Source organism: Bradyrhizobium sp. URHD0069 (assembly GCF_000701345.1).
In the GTDB taxonomy this organism is placed as follows: Bacteria; Pseudomonadota; Alphaproteobacteria; order Rhizobiales; family Xanthobacteraceae; genus Bradyrhizobium.
The window spans coordinates 1-17,269 of the sequence record NZ_KL370777.1 but is presented as its reverse complement, the minus strand read 5'-3'; the positions used below and the strand labels follow the sequence as shown (position 1 = coordinate 17,269).

Genomic DNA, 17,269 nt, shown 5'->3' with positions numbered 1-17,269 from the left:
ACCTGGGGGCTGCCCACGACCGGCCATGGTTCATGGACGGCATGGGGCGCGGGTGGGCGATGACGCCGCCTGGTTTCGTCTCAACCACCAGGTCATCGAGGGTGCCGGCCCGCTGTCCTGCGTGCTCGGACCTGCGGAATGGACCCATGGCATTTCGCGGCCCTTCCACAACGTGGTCGCGGATCCCAATCCAAACTTGACGGTCCAGCTCTTCAGGCAGCCGTTGGGGAAGCGCGCAGACCCGGTGGCGACCTGGCACTGGCTTCGGAATCGGAAGCGGTACATTGCTCGACACGCGCGGCGAGATTGGCCGGGTCTCAATGTCCGTCGTTCTGGTGCCATTTCCGAAGCCTGCATCGGCGGCAAGCTAGCCGCTTCCGGCAGCTCCTCCCGGCTGCCCACACGCTTCAACGCCACGCGTGATCCCGTCCTTGGTTCCGCTCGTCCGCCCGGAGGCGAGGCCGCCGACGGCGTTTAGGTTAATGTGACTTCAATAGACGCTAACCAGAAAAATCAGTAAGATCAGGCCTCGCGTACCTCAATTGATCAGGGGGCGCACACCCCTCGCAAAGAGATCAGAATTGATGGCAGCCGCTCCCGGTGTCCGGCGTTCCGAACTCGGTGATGCGTTGCGCGCCTGCCGCAGTGCGTTCATTGGCGTCGGGGCCATGAGCTGCATGATCAATTTGCTGTATCTGACCGGCTCGGTTTTCATGCTGGAGATCTACGACCGGGTGCTTCCAAGCCGGAGCGTCCCGACCCTTGTCGCTCTGGTTATCCTCGCCGGCGGGTTGTACATCGCCCAAGGGGTTCTCGACCTGATCCGCGGACGGATCCTGGGACGTATCGGAACCTCGCTCGACGAAGCCCTCAACAGCCGGGTGTTCGAAACCGTCGTGCGCCTGCCGCTGACGGTCGGCGGGCGCAACGAGGGCCTGCAGCCGCTGCGAGATCTGGACAACGTTCGTTCATTCCTCGGCAGCATGGGGCCGGGCGCCTTCTTCGACTTGCCGTGGCTGCCGTTCTATCTGGCGATCTGTTTCGCGTTCCACGTCCTGATCGGTGTGACGGCGCTGGTCGGCGCGGTCATTCTGGTCACCCTCACCATCGTCACCGAGTTCATGTCGCGTGCCCCGGCGCGCGATGCCATGAGCCTCGCGGCGCGCCGCAACGATCTGGCCGCGACAAGTCGCAGAAACGCGGAAGTGCTGGTCGCGATGGGAATGTCCGGGCGCCTGACCAGGCGTTGGAGCGAAGCCAACGAGCATTATCTTGCGGGCAACCAGCGCGCCAGCGATGTCGCCGGTGGGCTTGGCGCGATCGCCAAAGTCATGCGCATGACCCTGCAGTCGGCGGTGCTCGCGGTCGGCGCCTATCTGGTCATTCTTCAGGAGGCGACCGCAGGCATTATCATCGCCGGCTCGATCCTGAGCGCGCGGGCGCTGGCGCCGGTCGATCTCGCCATCGCCCATTGGAAAGGCTTCGTTGCCGCGCGCCAGAGCTGGCAGCGCCTCAACCGGCTGCTGGAATCGATGCCCGCGCAAGCCGCGCCGACCTTGCTGCAGAGCCCATCAAGCCGGCTTTCGGTCGAGGGCGTCAGCATTGTGCCGCCGGGCGATCAAAAGGTCATCGTTCAGGACGTGACGTTCGCGCTTCAGGCGGGAAGCGGGTTGGGTGTGATCGGGCCAAGCGGATCGGGTAAATCTTCGCTGGTACGCGCGCTGGTCGGGGTATGGCAACCGTTTCGCGGCAAGGTGCGGCTCGATGGCGCCGCACTCGATCAGTGGTCATCCGACGTGCTCGGCCGTCACATCGGATACCTGCCGCAGGACGTCGAACTGTTCGCCGGCACCGTCGCCGAGAATATCTGCCGCTTCGATCCGGATGCCGCCGCCGACAGCATCATTGCGGCCGCCAAGGATGCGGGCGTCCACGAGATGATCATCAAGATGCGCGACGGCTACGATACCCAGATCGGCGAGCAGGGTACCGCGCTGTCGGCCGGTCAGGCGCAGCGCCTGGCGCTGGCGAGGGCGCTCTACGGCAATCCGTTTCTCATCGTGCTCGACGAGCCGAACTCCAATCTTGATAGCGAGGGCGATGAGGCGCTGACACGGGCCGTTCGAGCGGCGCGCGAACGGGGCGCCATCGTGGTGGTGGTTGCGCACCGGCCGATCGGAATCGAAGCGGTCGACCAGCTTCTTGTCCTGAAGGACGGCCGGATGCAGGCGTTCGGGCCGAAGGATACCGTTCTCGGGCAGGTGCTGCAGCGGGTTGCGCCGCCCACTCCCATCAAGATCGTGTCCGATGGCGGAGTTGCCAAATCATGAGCGGCGGCGAGATGCAGAAATCGCGACGCTCGATCCGGCTGCACCTGATCGTGGGGCTCGCGGTCGTCGTTGTTCTTGCCGGCGGGCTTGGCGGCTGGGCGTCGACGGCGCAGATTTCGGGGGCGTTGATCGCGCCGGGATCGGTGGTCGTCGATTCGAACGTGAAGAAAGTGCAGCATCCGACCGGCGGCGTCGTCGGCGAAGTGCGCGCGCGCGACGGTGACCTCGTCAAGGCCGGCGACGTGGTCGTGCGGCTCGATGACACCGTTACCAAGGCCAGCCTCGCGATCGTCGTGAAAACCCTCGACGGATTGTGGGCGCGGGCCGCGCGGCTGCAAGCCGAACAGCAGGGTCTCGATGATATCGAGTTTCCGCCGATGCTGCTCACGCGTGCCCATGACGCCGACGTCAAGAACATCATGGCGAGCGAGGCCAAACTGTTCGAGGTTCGCACGCACGGCAGAACCGGGCAAAAGGCGCAATTGCGCGAGCGGGTCACCCAGCTGAACGAGGAAATCGCCGGGTTGATGGCGCAGGAAAAGGCGAAGGACAAGGAAACCGCGCTGGTCGAAAAGGAGCTGGTTGGAGTCCGCTCGCTCTACGAGCAGCACCTGGTGCAGCTCTCGCGCCTCACCGTGCTCGAGCGCGACGCGGCGCGGCTCGCGGGCGATCGGGCGCAATACATCGCAGCGAGAGCGCAGGCCAAGGGCAAGATTACCGAAACCGAATTACAGATCATTCAGATCGACAAAGATGTGGTCAGCGAAGTCTCCAAGGATCTGCGCGAGACCAATGACAAGATCGGCGAATTTGTCGAGCGCAAGGTCACCGCCGAAGACCAGTTGCGGCGGATCGAGATCCGCGCCCCGCAGGCCGGCATGGTGCTGCAGTCCACCGTCCATACCGTAGGCGGCGTGATCACGGCCGGCGATGCCGTCATGATGATCGTTCCGCAGGCCGATGATCTTTCGGTCGAGGCCAAGGTCAATCCGCAGGATATCGACAAATTGCAGATCGGCCAAAAGACCCTGCTGCGGCTCTCGGCATTCAACCAGCGCACCACGCCGGAATTGAACGGCGTCGTCACCCGCGTATCGCCTGATGTCACGACCGACCAGCGCACCGGGCAAAGCTATTACACGATCCGCGTTTCGATGGCCGCCGAGGAGATCGCGCGCCTGGGCGAGGTCAAACTAATACCGGGCATGCCGGTCGAAGCTTTTGTGCAGACCGGGGACCGCACCCTGCTGTCTTACCTGATCAAGCCGTTGAGCGACCAGCTGATGCGCTCGTTCCGGGAGAGGTGAGTTTTCCCCGCTGTCGTCCCTGCGAAAGCAGGGACCCATAACCCCAGGCGGTTATGGTCACGCCGCGCTGGTTCAACAAAGTCCTCTCGCACCATCCGCAACCTCGACGGCACGGCGTATGGGTCCCTGCGTTCGCAGGGACGACGATGGTGGGAGTTCGTTGCCAGCCAATCACCGCGATAAATTCTGCAACAGCAAATTCAGCGCCGTGCCGGCAAATGTTTGCATGTTGGCAAGGCGGTCGGCGCTTCCGGTCTCAAGCGTCATCGCAGACGGCACCAGGCCTGCGACCGCCATGCAGCTGTGGCCCGCGGCGTCGCCATAACGGTTGCCGGTCGGCCCGGTCGCGCCGGTCTCCGACAAGCCCCAATCGGTGGAAAAGCGTTGCCGGATCTGGCTCGCCAGCAACTTCGCATAGGGTTCCGAGGCCGAACGGATTCCTTTCATCGCCTCATCCGGGATGTCCATGAGAATTCGGCGCGCGTCGCGCGTATAGACCACCGCGGAGCCCAGGAAATAGGCGGACGCGCCGGGCACCGCGAGCAGGGCTGCTGAGATCAGGCCGCCGGTTGAGGATTCGGCGACCGCGATGGTCTGGCGCCGCTCGATCAGTCTGGCGGCAATCTTTTCGGCGATCGCAACGAGCTCTTGCATCTGTCCTCTCAACTCTTGCGGAAGATTCGTTTTAACAGCGGGCGCTGGGTATCGCTATTGCCCGCGAGCAAGTGGTAAACCACGCGAATAAAGTTATTGCTTGCCAACTGGGTAGGCGCCCATCCGGAGGTGAGGCGGCCTGAGGCGGCTGTTGGTTTTCAGATAGCACATGATTGCATTGCTGCCGACTCGGGATCGGTGGGCCCGCCGATGGACGGCGGCGCTCGTGCGCCATATGCTGTCTCGATCAAGCGGTGCAGCACTGTACTCGACGGACGCCGCAAGCAAGGGGAAACGAGGTCATGACGTCTCCGATCGCGGGCGGCGTGGACTGCGATCTGCATCCTGCTGTTCCTCACCTGACGAGCCTGCTGCCCTACCTCAACGACTACTGGCGCGATCAGGTCACGACCCGCGGAATGACCGATCTGGTGTCGCAGTCCTATCCGACACATTCGCCGATCAGCGCGCGGCCGGACTGGCGGCCCGCAAAGGGCAAGCCGGCCTCAAGTCTTGCAGACATGCAGGTGCAGGCGCTCGACCCGTTCGGTGTCCGCTACGGCATCTGCAATCCGCTTTACGGCGTGCAGATGGTGTTCAGCGAGGATATGGCGGACGCGTTTTGCCGCGCGCTGAACGATTGGCTGGTCAAGGAATGGCTCGACAAGGAGCCGCGGCTGCGCGGCTCGATCGTTATACCGGTTCAGAGCATCGAGAAATCGGTTGCGGAGATCGAACGATGCGCCAAGGACACACGCTTCGTTCAGGTCTTGATGCTGGTGATGGGCGACATGCCCCTGGGCAAGCGTGCCTACTGGCCGATCTACGCAGCCGCCGAGCGGCTGGGCTTGCCGATCGGCATCCACGCCGGCAGCAACTATCATAACCCGCCGACGTCGGTGGGTTGGGGGTCCTATCACATCGAGGACTACGTCGCGCAGTCGCAGGCCTTTCAGACCCAGTTGACCAGCCTGATCGTCGAGGGCGTTTTCGCGCGGCATCCGAAGCTGAAGATGGTGATGCTGGAGTCCGGCTTCACCTGGCTGCCGTCCTATCTGTGGCGGCTGCATAAGTTCTGGCGCGGGATCCGCATGGAAACACCATGGGTGGATCGCGCGCCGCTGGAAATTGTGCGCGGCAACATCCGCTTTTCGCTGCAACCGATCGACGCGCCGCCGGATCCGGCGACACTAAATCGCCTGTTTGACCATATGCAGTCGGATGAATTGCTCTTATTCTCAACGGATTATCCGCACTGGCAATTTGACGGCGATCAGGTGCTGCCGGAGGGAATGTCGGCCGATCTCGTGCGCAAGATCATGATTGATAACCCGCACGCGACCTACAGCCGCCTGAAGCAATCGGCGCTAGAGGAGACAACGCCATGAACATGCAGTTCCGCGATCGCGCCGATCCGGGTTCGTCTGCTGGCGTGAAAACCGCAATTGCCGATTGCGACATCCATCCCGCGCGGGCGACGGCGACGGAGCTCTACCCGTTCCTGGCCAAGCGCTGGCACGCGCACATCGAAACCTACGGCAAGCATTCCTATAAGGGAATGATGGAAGGCCCGCCCTATCCGAAGGCGCAGCCGAACGCGTCGCGCCGCGACGCCTGGCCGCCGGAAGGCGGCCCGCAGGGTTCGTCGCTGTCGTTCATGCAGCAGCAGCTTCTCGATCCCTACAATGTTGCGCTCGGCGTGCTCAATCCGCTCAACACCGGGCAGGGCATCCGCAACCACGATCTTTCCGCCGCACTGGCGACGGCCATCAACGACTGGCAAGTTGCAAAATGGACTAGCCAGGACAGCCGCCTCAAAGGGTCCGTCGTGGTCGCCAACGAGGACGGTCCGACGGCGGCGGCTGAAATCCGCAAGCGCGCCGGCGACAAGAACTTTGTCCAGGTCCTGCTGTTGAGCCGCAATGTCGAGCCGCTGGGGCAGCGCCGCTACTGGCCGATCTATGAGGCGGCCGAGGAGGCCGGCTTGCCGGTCGGCGTGCACGCCTTCGGCTTCGGCGGCAATCCGATCACCGCATCGGGCTGGCCGAGCTATTACATCGAGGAGATGGTCGGCCATTCGCAATGCCAGCAGACCGCACTCGCCAGCATCGTGCTGGAGGGTGTGTTCGAGCGGCACCCGAAACTCAAGATGATCATGATCGAGGCCGGCTTCGGCTGGGCGCCATCGTTGTCGTGGCGGCTGGACAAGAACTGGCAGCGGCTGCGCAGCGAGGTGCCACATCTCAAGCGCCGGCCGTCGGAATATATCCGCGACCATATCTGGTGGACCACGCAGCCGATGGAAGATCCGGAGCGGCGCGATCATCTGTTCGAGGTGATCGAGTGGATCGGCTGGGACAAGCTGTTGTTCGCCACTGACTATCCGCATTGGGATTTCGACGAGCCGTCGCGGGTGCTGCCGGCCGGCGTCAGCGAGGCCAATCGCGAAGCGTTTTATCTCAGCAATGCGCGGAAGGTTTACGGGCTCGCTTGATGGCCAGACATGTGATCGCTCCGGTGGATGAGCTGCCGCCGGGCACGCGCAAATTCCTCACCATCGACGAGCGGCCGATCGCGATCTTCAACATCAAGGGCGAGTTCTTCGGCCTGCTGAACCGCTGCCCGCATCAGGGCGCGGCCTTGTGCGAAGGACCGCTGATCGGCCTTGCGCAATCATCCAATCCCGGCGAGATCGAATATACGAGATTGGGCGAAATCATCCGCTGCCCCTGGCACGGCTGGGAATTCGATATCCGCACCGGCCAGTCCTACTGCGATCCCAAAAAATTCCGCACACGAGCCTATGCCGTCAACGTCGAGCCCGGCACGAATGTCGTGAAGGGGCCGTACGTGGCGGAGACGTTGGTGGTGTCGGTGGAAAGCGACTACGTGGTGGTGGATTTGTGAGGCCTCGGTAGCCCACACGGCAAAACCGGCTCGACTGTTGCCTCGCGCTACCCTTAGGTTTTGAGCACCGCGGGGACCAAATGGAACCGAAGTGGAGAGCGCCGCACCGTTCCGCTGCATCGCCGGTAGTGGCCTGCCGGATACCAGGACGCTCGCCATGTGACCCCATATCCTTCTATTATGCGGCCATTTTTTGGACAGGACTGCACGGAGTGCTGGCGGCAGTTCGACCCGACGGATAGTCGACCGCCATCTTCGGATGACATTGGACGGAAAAGGAATCGCCAATGAACTCCACACCCACTTCGAAAGCAATTGAACCACAAGATGACCCGATCGCGCGCGCCGATGAACAACTCGCGCACGCCTATGAACAGATCGCGCGCGCGGATGAAGAGCTCACGCGTGTGAGCGAACAGGTGGCAAAAATGGAGCGCGAGGCCGCGCACCCACGTTCGGCCGAACCTGCTCCGCAACCAGCCCCTTCGGCCGGACCTGCCCAGCAATCACCGCCCCGAAGGCCGGCGCTCCGCGCCCTCATCGGCTTGACGCTGGCGGCGGGCATCGTTGTCGCTGCCCTGGTTTTGCAGTCGTCCTATGGCGGCGGGGCAAAGCTGTTTGTCGCCCGTTGGGCTCCGCAGCTCGTTTCAACTCCATCATTGCCGCCGGAAAATCCACCTCTTCCCGCGCAGCCCGCTCCATCTATCGTTGAAGTGGCCGCGGCGGAGGCAGCGCCACCGCCACCGCAGGCAACGCCCCCGGCGCAGGCTGCACCGCAAGACACCGCGCCGATGGCTACCGCAGCGCTCCCCGATCAGACACAGTTGCTGCAAGCGATGGCGCGAGGTCTCGCGAATCTGGAGCGAAACATCGAACAGCTCAAGGCGAACCAGCAACAAATGGCCAGCGACAATTCGAAAGCCATTGAGGCGCTCAAGGCAAGCCAGGAAGAGATGAAACGCGTGCTCGCGAGGGTTTCCGAGCAGAATCCGCCCAAGACGTCATCACCTCCGACGCGGCCCACGCCGGCCTTGCGCAAGCCCGAGCGGACGCCGCAGGTGAGAGCGCGGCCCCGAATTCCAAGGGAGTGGATCTACGATGATGATTGGTAGCCGTCGCTCGATGCGATACGCACCTTACTTGCGGGAACGCACGCCCTGGATGATCGTTGAAGGTACAGCCCTGGAGACACCCGGATGTCCCGTAATTCTGCGCTTGTTCTGGTCCTGGCGCTCGGCAGCCTGATCGTGCCCGCGCAAGCCTTTGCCCAGCTGACCCCGCCCGCGGGATCGGCCGGCGCCGGCAATTCGGCGATCAGCGGCGTCCCGTTCGGTCCCGCCAATCCCAGAGTGCTCTCCGACCCCAGCGGTATCGGAAATGCCGCACTTGTCCCGCCGCTCCGCGCCAACCCCCCGGTGCCAACGACGTCATACGGATCGGTCAATCCGTTACCGCAGTCGCGCACACGCGTCGTCGCGCCGCCTTACGCGGGCGCATCACAGCGGATCACCAGCGCGCATAGCGTTGAGTCAAAAAGTAAGGCACCGCCCCGCCGGCGAGGTCGTCCACATGTCGGCACGTTCACGGGGATTTGCCGGGGGTGTTAGAGCGCGTCTAACATTCGGTTTCCCATGCGTTGCACGTCCCTATATCGGCTAATGGCACGTTTCGGACGTCAGCGATCACGCTGACGATGCCCGACGAGCGGCCGATCGCGATCTTCAACATCAAGGGCGAGTTCTTCGGCCTGCGAAAGCGATTACGTGGTGGTGGATTGTAGTGTTAGTTATGGCCGGCACTCGGCTGGCGGGATCCGCGCGGGCTGCGGCCATACGGCCGAGTTGCCGTCTGTGGTGCCTTCACCGCGCCATCAGAGCGGACCGAGGATGCCCCATCGAGGATCACAGAATTCCTTCACAGCCGCCGTGACACCGCTGCTGATGATGTCCCGGCGTTCAGGCGAATCCATCTTGAGCTCTTCGTCCCGATTGATGATCGAGCCCGCCTCCAGCAGGACGGCAGGCATCTTGGTCTTTCTCAGCACGACGAGCTCATCGTAGCTATAGACGCCGGTTTCCTTGTTCAGCAGCGGGCGCTGGTACCGGCCCATGATGGCTTGCGAATATTGCTGGGCATATTGCAGGCCCTGGGCCTTCATTTCCTTGCCGAGCAGTTCGGCGAACGAGAGGCTCGTCTTGAAGTCCGGGTTGTTGCGGGAGACGAAGACGGAATAACCGCTGAAGCGGTCGCTGAAGTGGCTTTTCTTGCCCTCGAACTCCCACTCCTCGAGGAACGATTTGGGCACGGAGTCATGATGGATCGACAGCAAGAGATGCGCCGGCAGATTGTTTACCGCGGCGACACGCCTGAAGAGGCTGGACCTCCCCCTGCCTTCGGTCAGGAGCAACTTTGTCGCGGCGAAACCTTCAGCCTTCAATTTCTCCTCGATCTGCTGCGTAAGGCGCAGATTGAAGACGAACTCGGCGACGTTGCGGGCGCTGATCGCGCCCTCCGATTTGGCGGTATGTCCTACATCCAGAACGATCCGGAATTTCGCGGGATCGCAGACTACTGCGACCGGTTTCGAGGCGAAACGCTTCAAGGCCACCGGCTTCGGGACGGCACGCTTTGCAGTGCGGGACTTTGGCGAGGCGGAAGGCTTCGCCAAGGTGGCTGGCTTTGGCGAGGCGACACGCTTTGGCGATCTGTCCTGCTTTGACGAGACATCCGACAGCCGGCCGGCATCGCTGACCTCGATCGGCAGAAGCACCAATGCGACCATCGCGGCGATGATGGTGCGGCGCCGAGGCCAACCGCCAAAGCCAGACTCGGCGAATTTTCTCCCTGTCGACATCAATCCTACTTCCCTGGACCGGTTTTGTTTGGCAGCAGTTACGTTGTGGGATCAGGAAGAAAAGCGGTCCGATTCTCAATCCTTTTTCCGCGCCTTGATCTCGTCGAACCTGGCAAGCGCTTGTTCAAATTTGGGATTGAATAGCCACATCGCATCAAGAATTTCGCGGAAGGTTGCAGATGTTCTTGCCCTGTCAGCCTGTCCAAAGGTGAAAATGCTGTTGTTTCGCAGATATCCCATGATCGTCGGGTCGGAGATTCTATAATTCACCAAACTGCCTGACCTGAGTGCGGATTTGGTCGGAGCGGGAATAATCTGGATGAGTTCGAACAGCTTCATTTGATCGATCGGATTGGGCAGTTTTTTCACGATCGCCGGCACCTGCGGGAAAATATCTGCGTGTGCGTTCATCAGGGCATCCCGCACAGAGGTCCAATGATTGAACCGGTGATCCAGATAACCAGCCCGCGCCTCTTCCCTGTCGTCGCGCAGGCTCAGCGCAGAGTCATGGGCTGCGATCGACGCCTTTATCGCTGCCCACTTCTTCCGGCCGTTTTGATCTTCCGATGGCCCGGTTTGAAAACTTCCCTTGTATTTATTCGAGCGCGCATTCCCGATGTTTTGATTGCCATTTGTCTCGGCAAAGAACAGCCCCAGGCTGATACGGCCTGCCGCTTCAGCATTCGCCGCATCAAGGCCCTTGGCTCGCGCAATCGCAGTCCCCAAATCGACGACGTCCTCGAATGGGGTATCTGATTTTTGCGCGCTGACGGGCGGCGCTTGCATCAGATCGAAAAGGTTCCTGTACTCAGCGAGCAGCGGCTCGGTACTGGCGTTAAAATACGCCGGAGGGATTTCGTATTTATTGGGCCCACCGATTTTGGACGGAAGCGCGTCCGTGAGGTCTTTGTAGGCGCTCAACATATTGTTGCGTGCGAGGTAGAGTGCCTGTCCCGGCAAATTCGGCAGCCGTTGATTCGAATTGATCTGCGCGCGCCGCTGGCCCAGGATCGACTCGAAGTTTTTTACGGCATCGTTATATGTACTGAGTGCATCCGATTGCTTCTTCGTGAGTGTGCCCGGCTGCCCCATTGCAGGGGAAATGAAGCTGAGATTGCCGATGGCGCGCGAGATGGGTGAATCGGCCGGGCTGATGGCATCGATAGCGATGAAAACCGGCGGCGCGACGAAAAGTACGAGAGCAAGAGCTGCCGTGGGCGCAACCGCATAACTTATCGTCCCCATGGCTGTCTCCCGATACTTCCGTGTTTTACCAGGCTCAGTGGATGCTCGGAAGGCGGCTCCAGCGCCACGCGAACAGCGATTCTCTTGCAGCGATTTGGGTCGTTGAGTCCTGCTTGATATTCCGCTTTTGCTGTCGGGCAAATCAGTTCTGCCTGTGCTTGAGAGATACCTTGTTCGGCAATGAGAGGATGAACGTGAAAACCGCTAGTGATTGTAACACCGATCAAACTGCGATAAGCACGACGCTCCTTGCCAGAAGGGGTTGCTCCCATCTGATGTAAGGCCTGGCCTACTACGTTTCTGTGCCCGCGCGGACCCCTGGCGGAAATTTCAGGCTGGCTTGGATCGGGCCTTAGAGAAAATTCTAGCATAATCGGTGGAAGAGAGAGTATGGCGCGCAACATTCTGATCCTTGGAGCCTCGTATGGCTCATTGCTGGGGACAAAGCTGCTGATGGCGGGTCACAACGTGACTCTGGTTTGTCGCAACAAGACCGCAGAACTCATCAATCGCGACGGTACTGAAGTTCGCATCAAGCTGCGTGACGAGGCGGTGCACCGGGCGATCTTCTCGCGCGGCCTGCCTGGGACTCTGGACGCGATCACGCCCGCAGATGTCGACCTATCCCGCTATGACCTGGTTGGGCTTGCGATGCAGGAGCCGCAATACACCAACCATACGATCCGGGTTCTGATGATCAAAATCGCCGAGGCGAAGCTGCCTTGTCTTTCGATCATGAACATGCCGCCCTTGCCCTATCTTAAGCGGATCCCGGCACTGGCGGACATGGATCTGGAAGAGGCCTACACCAATGCGCAGGTATGGGAGCGGTTCAAGCCGGGACTGGTGTCGCTCTGCTCACCTGATCCGCAGGCCTTCCGCCCGCCGGAAGAGGCGGCGAATGTCCTTCATGTCGGCCTGCCGACAAACTTCAAGGCCGCGGCATTCGCAGATGAGAAACATAACCTGCTGCTTCGGAAGCTGGAAAAGGACATCGACGCGGTGAAGCTGGACGGCCATGACGTTCCGGTGAAGCTCAAGGTGTTCGATTCGCTGTTCGTCCCGCTGGCCAAATGGTCGATGCTGTTGACCGGGAATTACCGCTGCATCACGCCGAACGAGCCGCAGTCGATCCGCGATGCCGTGCACAGTGATCTGAAGCTCTCACAGGCGATCTATGACCATGTCGACGCCGTCGCCCGGCGTCTCGGCGCTGACCCGCAGGATCAGGTGCCTTTCGAGAAATATGCCAAGGCGGCACAAAGCCTTCTCAAACCCTCATCGGCGGCCCGTGCGGTATCCGCGGGAGCGCCTTTCATCGAACGCGTCGACCTGCTGGTGAAGTTGATTTCGCATCAGCTTGGAGTGCCCAATGCCGAGATCGACCGCACGGTCCAGACCGTCGATCAAAAACTGAACGAGAAGATCGTGGCGGGCGGATCCGGTTCGGCGTGACGCGCTCGCAATCGCAGTTCGAGAATGGCGCACTGCGGTCGGCGAAGATGAGCAATATTGCTTCGCCGTGGCGGATGTCCGCTTTAATGCGCACTACGGACTCAAGTCGGACGTCGCGCCATGTCCGAAAAAGTGCCATGAACGGACATGGCGGATAGGACATGGCGGATACAAGAGATCGCCCCTTTTCGCGGGCTGAACTCAGCTCGGACAAATCTCAATTTTTGTTGAACGTGCTATCGAAACTATGCCTGCTTTCGGCAGTAGCGTTCAAAAAACTCCCGCCTCCAAGTAGAGTGACCTTTGCGCATGAATCAAACTGCCGAATATACCTTGAGCAAAGTTCCCGAAGTCACGCTCGTTTTCTGGATCATAAAAATTGCCGCGACCACGTTGGGCGAGACCGGCGGTGATACCGTGACCATGACGCTCAATTGGGGGTATTTGGCTGGAACGCTTCTATTTTTTGTGGCGCTCGTCGCACTCGTTGCCACTCAGATTGTAGCGAAGAAGTTTCATCCCTCTCTGTACTGGGCCACGATCATAGCATCCACGACGTTTGGCACCACGATGGCCGATTTTGCGGATCGGTCTTTGGGAATTGGTTATACCGGCGGTTCGTCGATCTTGTTATTCTGCCTTTTGGCGACACTCGGCCTTTGGTACTGGTCGCTTGGCTCAATATCGGTCGACAGTGTTAACACGCCAAAAGTGGAAGTTTTTTATTGGGCCGCAATCACGTTCTCGCAGACCTTGGGCACGGCTCTTGGTGACTGGATGGCCGATTCAACGGGCCTCGGATACGAAGGCGGAGCGATCGTATTCGGTGCCGCACTGGCAGTGGTCGCGGCCGCCTATTACTGGACGAAGGTATCGCGGGTGACGCTATTTTGGGCTGGCTTCATTCTTACCCGGCCACTGGGAGCCACCGTTGGCGATTTTCTCGACAAGCCCCTAAACCATGGTGGTCTCGCATTGAACCGTCCGATTGCATCGGCGGTCATTGCGGCTTTCATAATCGGGTGTCTGCTTATTTTGCCGCAACGGGCTGGCTCGCATCCGAAGGCATCTGAAACGGTGGCGTGATAAAAATCGAGCCGCCCTTCTGGTCATTTGCGTCATCCTGGCTGTGTGACAATCACGTCCGGTCTACCCCCGAGAAGCAGACCTTTTCGGATCCGGTCGCCACTTCGCATTTGTGCCATGTGTGGACGGCTCCGGGGTTGGCAAGAGAAATCTTCACGTCGCAGGCTTGGTCGGTGCAGCCATGTGTTCGGCCTGTAGGTGCGGTTCACATGACCGCTGGCCATAATGCCCTCCGCGGATCAGGTCCCGGTCAAAACCCCGCATTCGATCATGCGCTGGCACTAGTGGGTTGTCCCGATCGCCGGATCGACCGGCTCTGCATTACGTGCTGTTCGCCCTCCCAACCTTCACATCACGCCGGCTGTCCGGCGCGATCTCGTTTACGCCGCCAGCGCGACGGGTTGCTTGTAACGCTCGCCCTTGGCCATCATGGCCCAGGCCATTCGCGCAATCTTGTTGGCCAGTGCGATCGCGGCGACCTTGGTCGGGCGCCGTGCCAACAACGTCGTGAGCCAGGGCCTGTGCCCGGTTCCGTGGATCTTGGCGTAGCGGATGACGGCGAGTGCCCCGGCGACGAACAGGCTGCGTAGATAGCGGTCGCCCTGTTTGCTGATGCTGCCGAGCCTGTCCTTGCCCCCACTCGAGTGTTGCTTCGGTACGAGCCCAATCCAGGCCGAGAAGTTACGCCCTGATCGGAAGGTCCTGGGGTCAACAACACTTGCGACCAGAGCGGTCGCCAGCATCGGACCGACCCCGGGAATGTAATGAAGGCGCTTGCTCGTCTGGTTGGACCGGTGCCAGGCCATGATCATCCGATCGAACTCCAAAATCTGCTCCTTGAGGCTGAGCAGTTGAGCGCCGAGCGCGGCAAGGCACGCACGGGTAACCTCAGGCACCCGTTTGTCGCTCGGGTCGGCCACAACATGCAGCAGTTCCGTGACTCCTTTGCGCCCGACCGGCGCGACAATGCCAAACTCGGCGAGGTGAGCTCGGATCGAATTAATCACAGCCGTCTGCTGGCGGATGAACAGATGGCGGGTTCGATGAAGCATCAGGCAGCTCTGCTGCTCAGGCGTCTTTGTTGGCACGAACCGCATGGTTGCCCTGGTGACGGCCTCGCAGATCGCCTCAGCGTCAGCAGTATCGTTCTTCTGCCGCTTGACGTAGGGCTTTACATAGGCTGGTGGCATCAATCGGACGGTATGGCCGAGTGCCTGAAGTTCGCGCGACCAATAGTGAGACGATGCGCAAGCTTCGATGCCGACCAAGCATGGTGGCAGCGACTGAAAGAACGCCAGGACGTAGCGACGCTTCAACTGGCGGCGGATGACTACCTCGCCAGCGGCATCAACTCCGTGGACCTGGAAGACCGACTTGGCGATGTCGAACCCGATTGTTGTGATCGTCTGCATGGTTAGCTCCTCTGAATCGTGGGAGCCTTAACAGCCCCCACATCCATGGCACTCGCGTGCCGGTGGAGGAGCCGTCCACAGCATCACTTCCGGACGATGCACTGCAGCAATTGGCAGTTTATTCGATCACCTCGTCGTAGCCGACACGGCGGCAACTGCGCGCTTGAGGCGCGCTTCCATACGCTTGGTTTGGAGGGCCGGCACCACCCGGCGCGTGCTCACTCCAGCGGAATCTGGGACAGCGCGTCGCAACACGACGGCGCCCATTTACCGGTCTGGCGCAAATCCTGATCCGCCCGTGATCATCTAATTGCCTTCTTTGAGGACCTAAGAGGAGAGGTGTGATTTTCCCGTAACGGGCTGGTGGCCACCGCAGGGGGCTGCAATGACGGATCAATCCCACGAGATCCCGCAGGACCTCCGTAATCTCGTCCGCGTTATCTCAGCTTGCACATTAGGCCTCTGGGCATTTGCAGCAGGTTTGCTGATCGGCACCTTTCTGTTTTTGTGATCGAAGGCCCCGCACGCACGCATACGCGGCCGCGATAACTTTTTTCCGCGCCGGCCGCCGCGTGAGGCACGATGCCGGGGGGTCGCAGCGGTGCCGTCGGCTAGCGGATCAACAATGCCACGAAGGCGCAGGCGAAACCCATCAACAAGATGCCCGAAGCTACTACGACGACCAGATCGATTGACCAGGGATGCCCGCGTCCACCGATCAGGTCGAGATGTCTGGAGCGGCTCTCGTCCCGGTATGTGTGAAGGTGCATGGCAGCAGCCTCCTCGTAAGCGTTGGGGGACCCTCATTCAATCGGCAATTGCCAAAACAGTTCCCTGGCCGGCTTCCGATCGCGCTTCGCCTATAAGGCCACGAGCGCGGGGCGGCCTAAAGCAAAGGCCACCATGTGGGTGGCCTTCTTTGTTTATTTTTGAAGGTTGGCGGCAAAGAACTTGTCCGCCTCGGCCTTCGCTTCCTGATCCACTTTGGCGTCGTATCTGAGCGGTAGGTTGAACTTCTTGCCGAGCTCGGTGGCTTCGGGGTTCGTGAACGCGTGCACCGCGCCGGGATACTCGATGACCCCATAATCGGCCTTCGCTGCGTCGAAATCCTTCTTGAGCGCATCGTACTGCTCACGCTTTACGAAGGGATCGTCCGCGCCGTTCAGGACGAGGATCTTGGCTTTGACGGTTCCCGGCGCCGGCGCTGGGGTATTGAGACCAAGCGATGCGTGAAAGCCCGCAACGGCGGCGAGGTCAGCGCCGGCACGCGCCATGTTCAGCACGACCGCGCCGCCGAAGCAGTAACCAACGGCGCCGATCCGCTGGGGATTGACCGAGGCTTGCTTCGCGAGTTGGTCCCGCGCTGCGTTGAAGCGCGACTCCATCACCGTGGGGTTCTTCATCACCGAATTCGAGAGCGCGCCGGCGTCCTTCGGGTTGTCGGCGGTCTTGGCGTCGCCGTACATGTCGGCAATGAAGGCTGTGTAGCCCTGCTGCGCGAACTTCCGCGCCTCGTTATGGATGTGCTTGGTGATGCCCCACCATTCATGCACCATGACGATCCCGGGTCGCTTGGCTTCGATGGCGTCGTCGTATACGACGAAGCCCTTCATGGTGGCCTCGCCGTCCGTATAGGTGACCGGCTCTTCCTTGATCGCAGCGTTTGCGTTCGCGACCATTGCGATGGCGCAAAGTGCTCCCACCATAACCGTTCGCATGCTGACCTCCTGCGGATTTGGCACAACTACATTGGCATACCAGCGATTCCGACGCCATGCTGTGAAACCGGTAACGGCGCCGTCGCAACCTGCGCGTAATCCATCAGGTGCTCGGACGTCAAGCTTGAAGCGGAGCGCGCCGACATTGCGCTCGGCCACTGTGTGGGCGACGATACTGGCACATCGCCGCTGACGTCGGCCCTGGGTCAAACAGAGAAGAACTCGCTGCGAGCAAATGTCTTCCGGGTTACCCCTGAAAGGTGACATTGCTCAATGCAGTCGGCATGTCTCAAAGGTGCCA

At 60.9% G+C, this 17,269-nt stretch carries 15 protein-coding genes; 9 read left to right on the top strand and 6 right to left on the bottom strand.

The features are described 5' to 3' along the window. Nucleotides 1-584: 584 nt before the first annotated feature. Nucleotides 585-2,330: a type I secretion system permease/ATPase gene (locus N554_RS0133890; protein WP_029587510.1), complete on the top strand. Its 1,746-nt coding sequence runs from the start codon at nt 585-587 to the stop codon at nt 2,328-2,330. Continuing rightward, on the top strand, nt 2,327-3,637 hold the full coding sequence (locus N554_RS0133885; RefSeq protein WP_029587509.1) for an HlyD family type I secretion periplasmic adaptor subunit: 1,311 nt from the start codon (nt 2,327-2,329) through the stop codon (nt 3,635-3,637). Before N554_RS0133890 ends, N554_RS0133885 begins: the two co-directional genes overlap by 4 nt. 171 nt (nt 3,638-3,808) lie before the next feature. Here the strand turns inward: N554_RS0133885 and N554_RS0133880 are convergent, their stop codons facing one another. After that, nucleotides 3,809-4,291 carry a CinA family protein gene (locus N554_RS0133880; RefSeq protein ID WP_029587508.1) on the bottom strand — a complete coding sequence of 161 codons (483 nt, stop codon included), beginning with the start codon at nt 4,289-4,291 and terminating at the stop codon, nt 3,809-3,811. A gap of 302 nt (nt 4,292-4,593) precedes the next feature. On the opposite strand from N554_RS0133880, the gene N554_RS0133875 reads away from it, so the two are divergent. The 5 genes from N554_RS0133875 (at nt 4,594) to N554_RS36965 (ending at nt 8,805) form a co-directional block, all read left to right on the top strand. After that, nucleotides 4,594-5,679 carry an amidohydrolase family protein gene (locus N554_RS0133875; protein ID WP_029587507.1) on the top strand — a complete coding sequence of 362 codons (1,086 nt, stop codon included), beginning with the start codon at nt 4,594-4,596 and terminating at the stop codon, nt 5,677-5,679. Then, the gene (locus N554_RS0133870; protein WP_029587506.1) at nt 5,676-6,785 is read left to right on the top strand and encodes an amidohydrolase family protein; all 1,110 of its coding nucleotides are present in this window, start codon (nt 5,676-5,678) and stop codon (nt 6,783-6,785) included. Before N554_RS0133875 ends, N554_RS0133870 begins: the two co-directional genes overlap by 4 nt. Then, nucleotides 6,785-7,198: a Rieske (2Fe-2S) protein gene (locus N554_RS0133865; protein ID WP_029587505.1), complete on the top strand. Its 414-nt coding sequence runs from the start codon at nt 6,785-6,787 to the stop codon at nt 7,196-7,198. The genes N554_RS0133870 and N554_RS0133865 overlap by 1 nt, the downstream gene beginning before the upstream one ends. A 287-nt stretch (nt 7,199-7,485) precedes the next feature. Beyond that, entirely contained in the window at nt 7,486-8,310 is an 825-nt protein-coding gene (locus N554_RS0133860; RefSeq protein ID WP_029587504.1) for a hypothetical protein, read from the top strand. A gap of 84 nt (nt 8,311-8,394) precedes the next feature. Further along, a complete protein-coding gene (locus tag N554_RS36965; RefSeq protein WP_036055024.1) occupies nt 8,395-8,805 on the top strand; it encodes a hypothetical protein in 411 nt (136 codons plus the stop codon). Nucleotides 8,806-9,068: 263 nt separating this feature from the next. Here the strand turns inward: N554_RS36965 and N554_RS0133850 are convergent, their stop codons facing one another. Both N554_RS0133850 and N554_RS0133845 read right to left on the bottom strand, forming a co-directional pair. Beyond that, nucleotides 9,069-10,052, bottom strand: coding sequence for an N-acetylmuramoyl-L-alanine amidase family protein (locus tag N554_RS0133850; RefSeq protein ID WP_245283807.1), 984 nt, complete (start codon nt 10,050-10,052; stop codon nt 9,069-9,071). A 75-nt stretch (nt 10,053-10,127) separates the two neighbouring features. After that, nucleotides 10,128-11,144: a hypothetical protein gene (locus N554_RS0133845; RefSeq protein WP_245283819.1), complete on the bottom strand. Its 1,017-nt coding sequence runs from the start codon at nt 11,142-11,144 to the stop codon at nt 10,128-10,130. A gap of 543 nt (nt 11,145-11,687) precedes the next feature. On the opposite strand from N554_RS0133845, the gene N554_RS0133840 reads away from it, so the two are divergent. Then, nucleotides 11,688-12,752, top strand: coding sequence for a ketopantoate reductase family protein (locus N554_RS0133840; RefSeq protein ID WP_029587501.1), 1,065 nt, complete (start codon nt 11,688-11,690; stop codon nt 12,750-12,752). Between the two features lie 309 nt (nt 12,753-13,061). Next, entirely contained in the window at nt 13,062-13,838 is a 777-nt protein-coding gene (locus N554_RS0133835; protein ID WP_029587500.1) for a COG4705 family protein, read from the top strand. 380 nt (nt 13,839-14,218) lie between these two features. On the opposite strand, the gene N554_RS0133830 is transcribed toward N554_RS0133835, so the two are convergent. The 3 genes from N554_RS0133830 to N554_RS0133820 all read right to left on the bottom strand — a co-directional run bounded on the left by N554_RS0133830 (nt 14,219) and on the right by N554_RS0133820 (nt 16,968). After that, complete coding sequence (locus N554_RS0133830) at nt 14,219-15,250, bottom strand: IS110 family RNA-guided transposase (RefSeq protein WP_029587499.1); 1,032 nt, start codon at nt 15,248-15,250, stop codon at nt 14,219-14,221. A gap of 611 nt (nt 15,251-15,861) precedes the next feature. Beyond that, nucleotides 15,862-16,020, bottom strand: coding sequence for a hypothetical protein (locus N554_RS40695; protein ID WP_156042258.1), 159 nt, complete (start codon nt 16,018-16,020; stop codon nt 15,862-15,864). Nucleotides 16,021-16,173: 153 nt separating this feature from the next. Next, nucleotides 16,174-16,968 carry a dienelactone hydrolase family protein gene (locus tag N554_RS0133820; protein ID WP_245283806.1) on the bottom strand — a complete coding sequence of 265 codons (795 nt, stop codon included), beginning with the start codon at nt 16,966-16,968 and terminating at the stop codon, nt 16,174-16,176. Between the last annotated feature and the right edge of the window lie 301 nt (nt 16,969-17,269).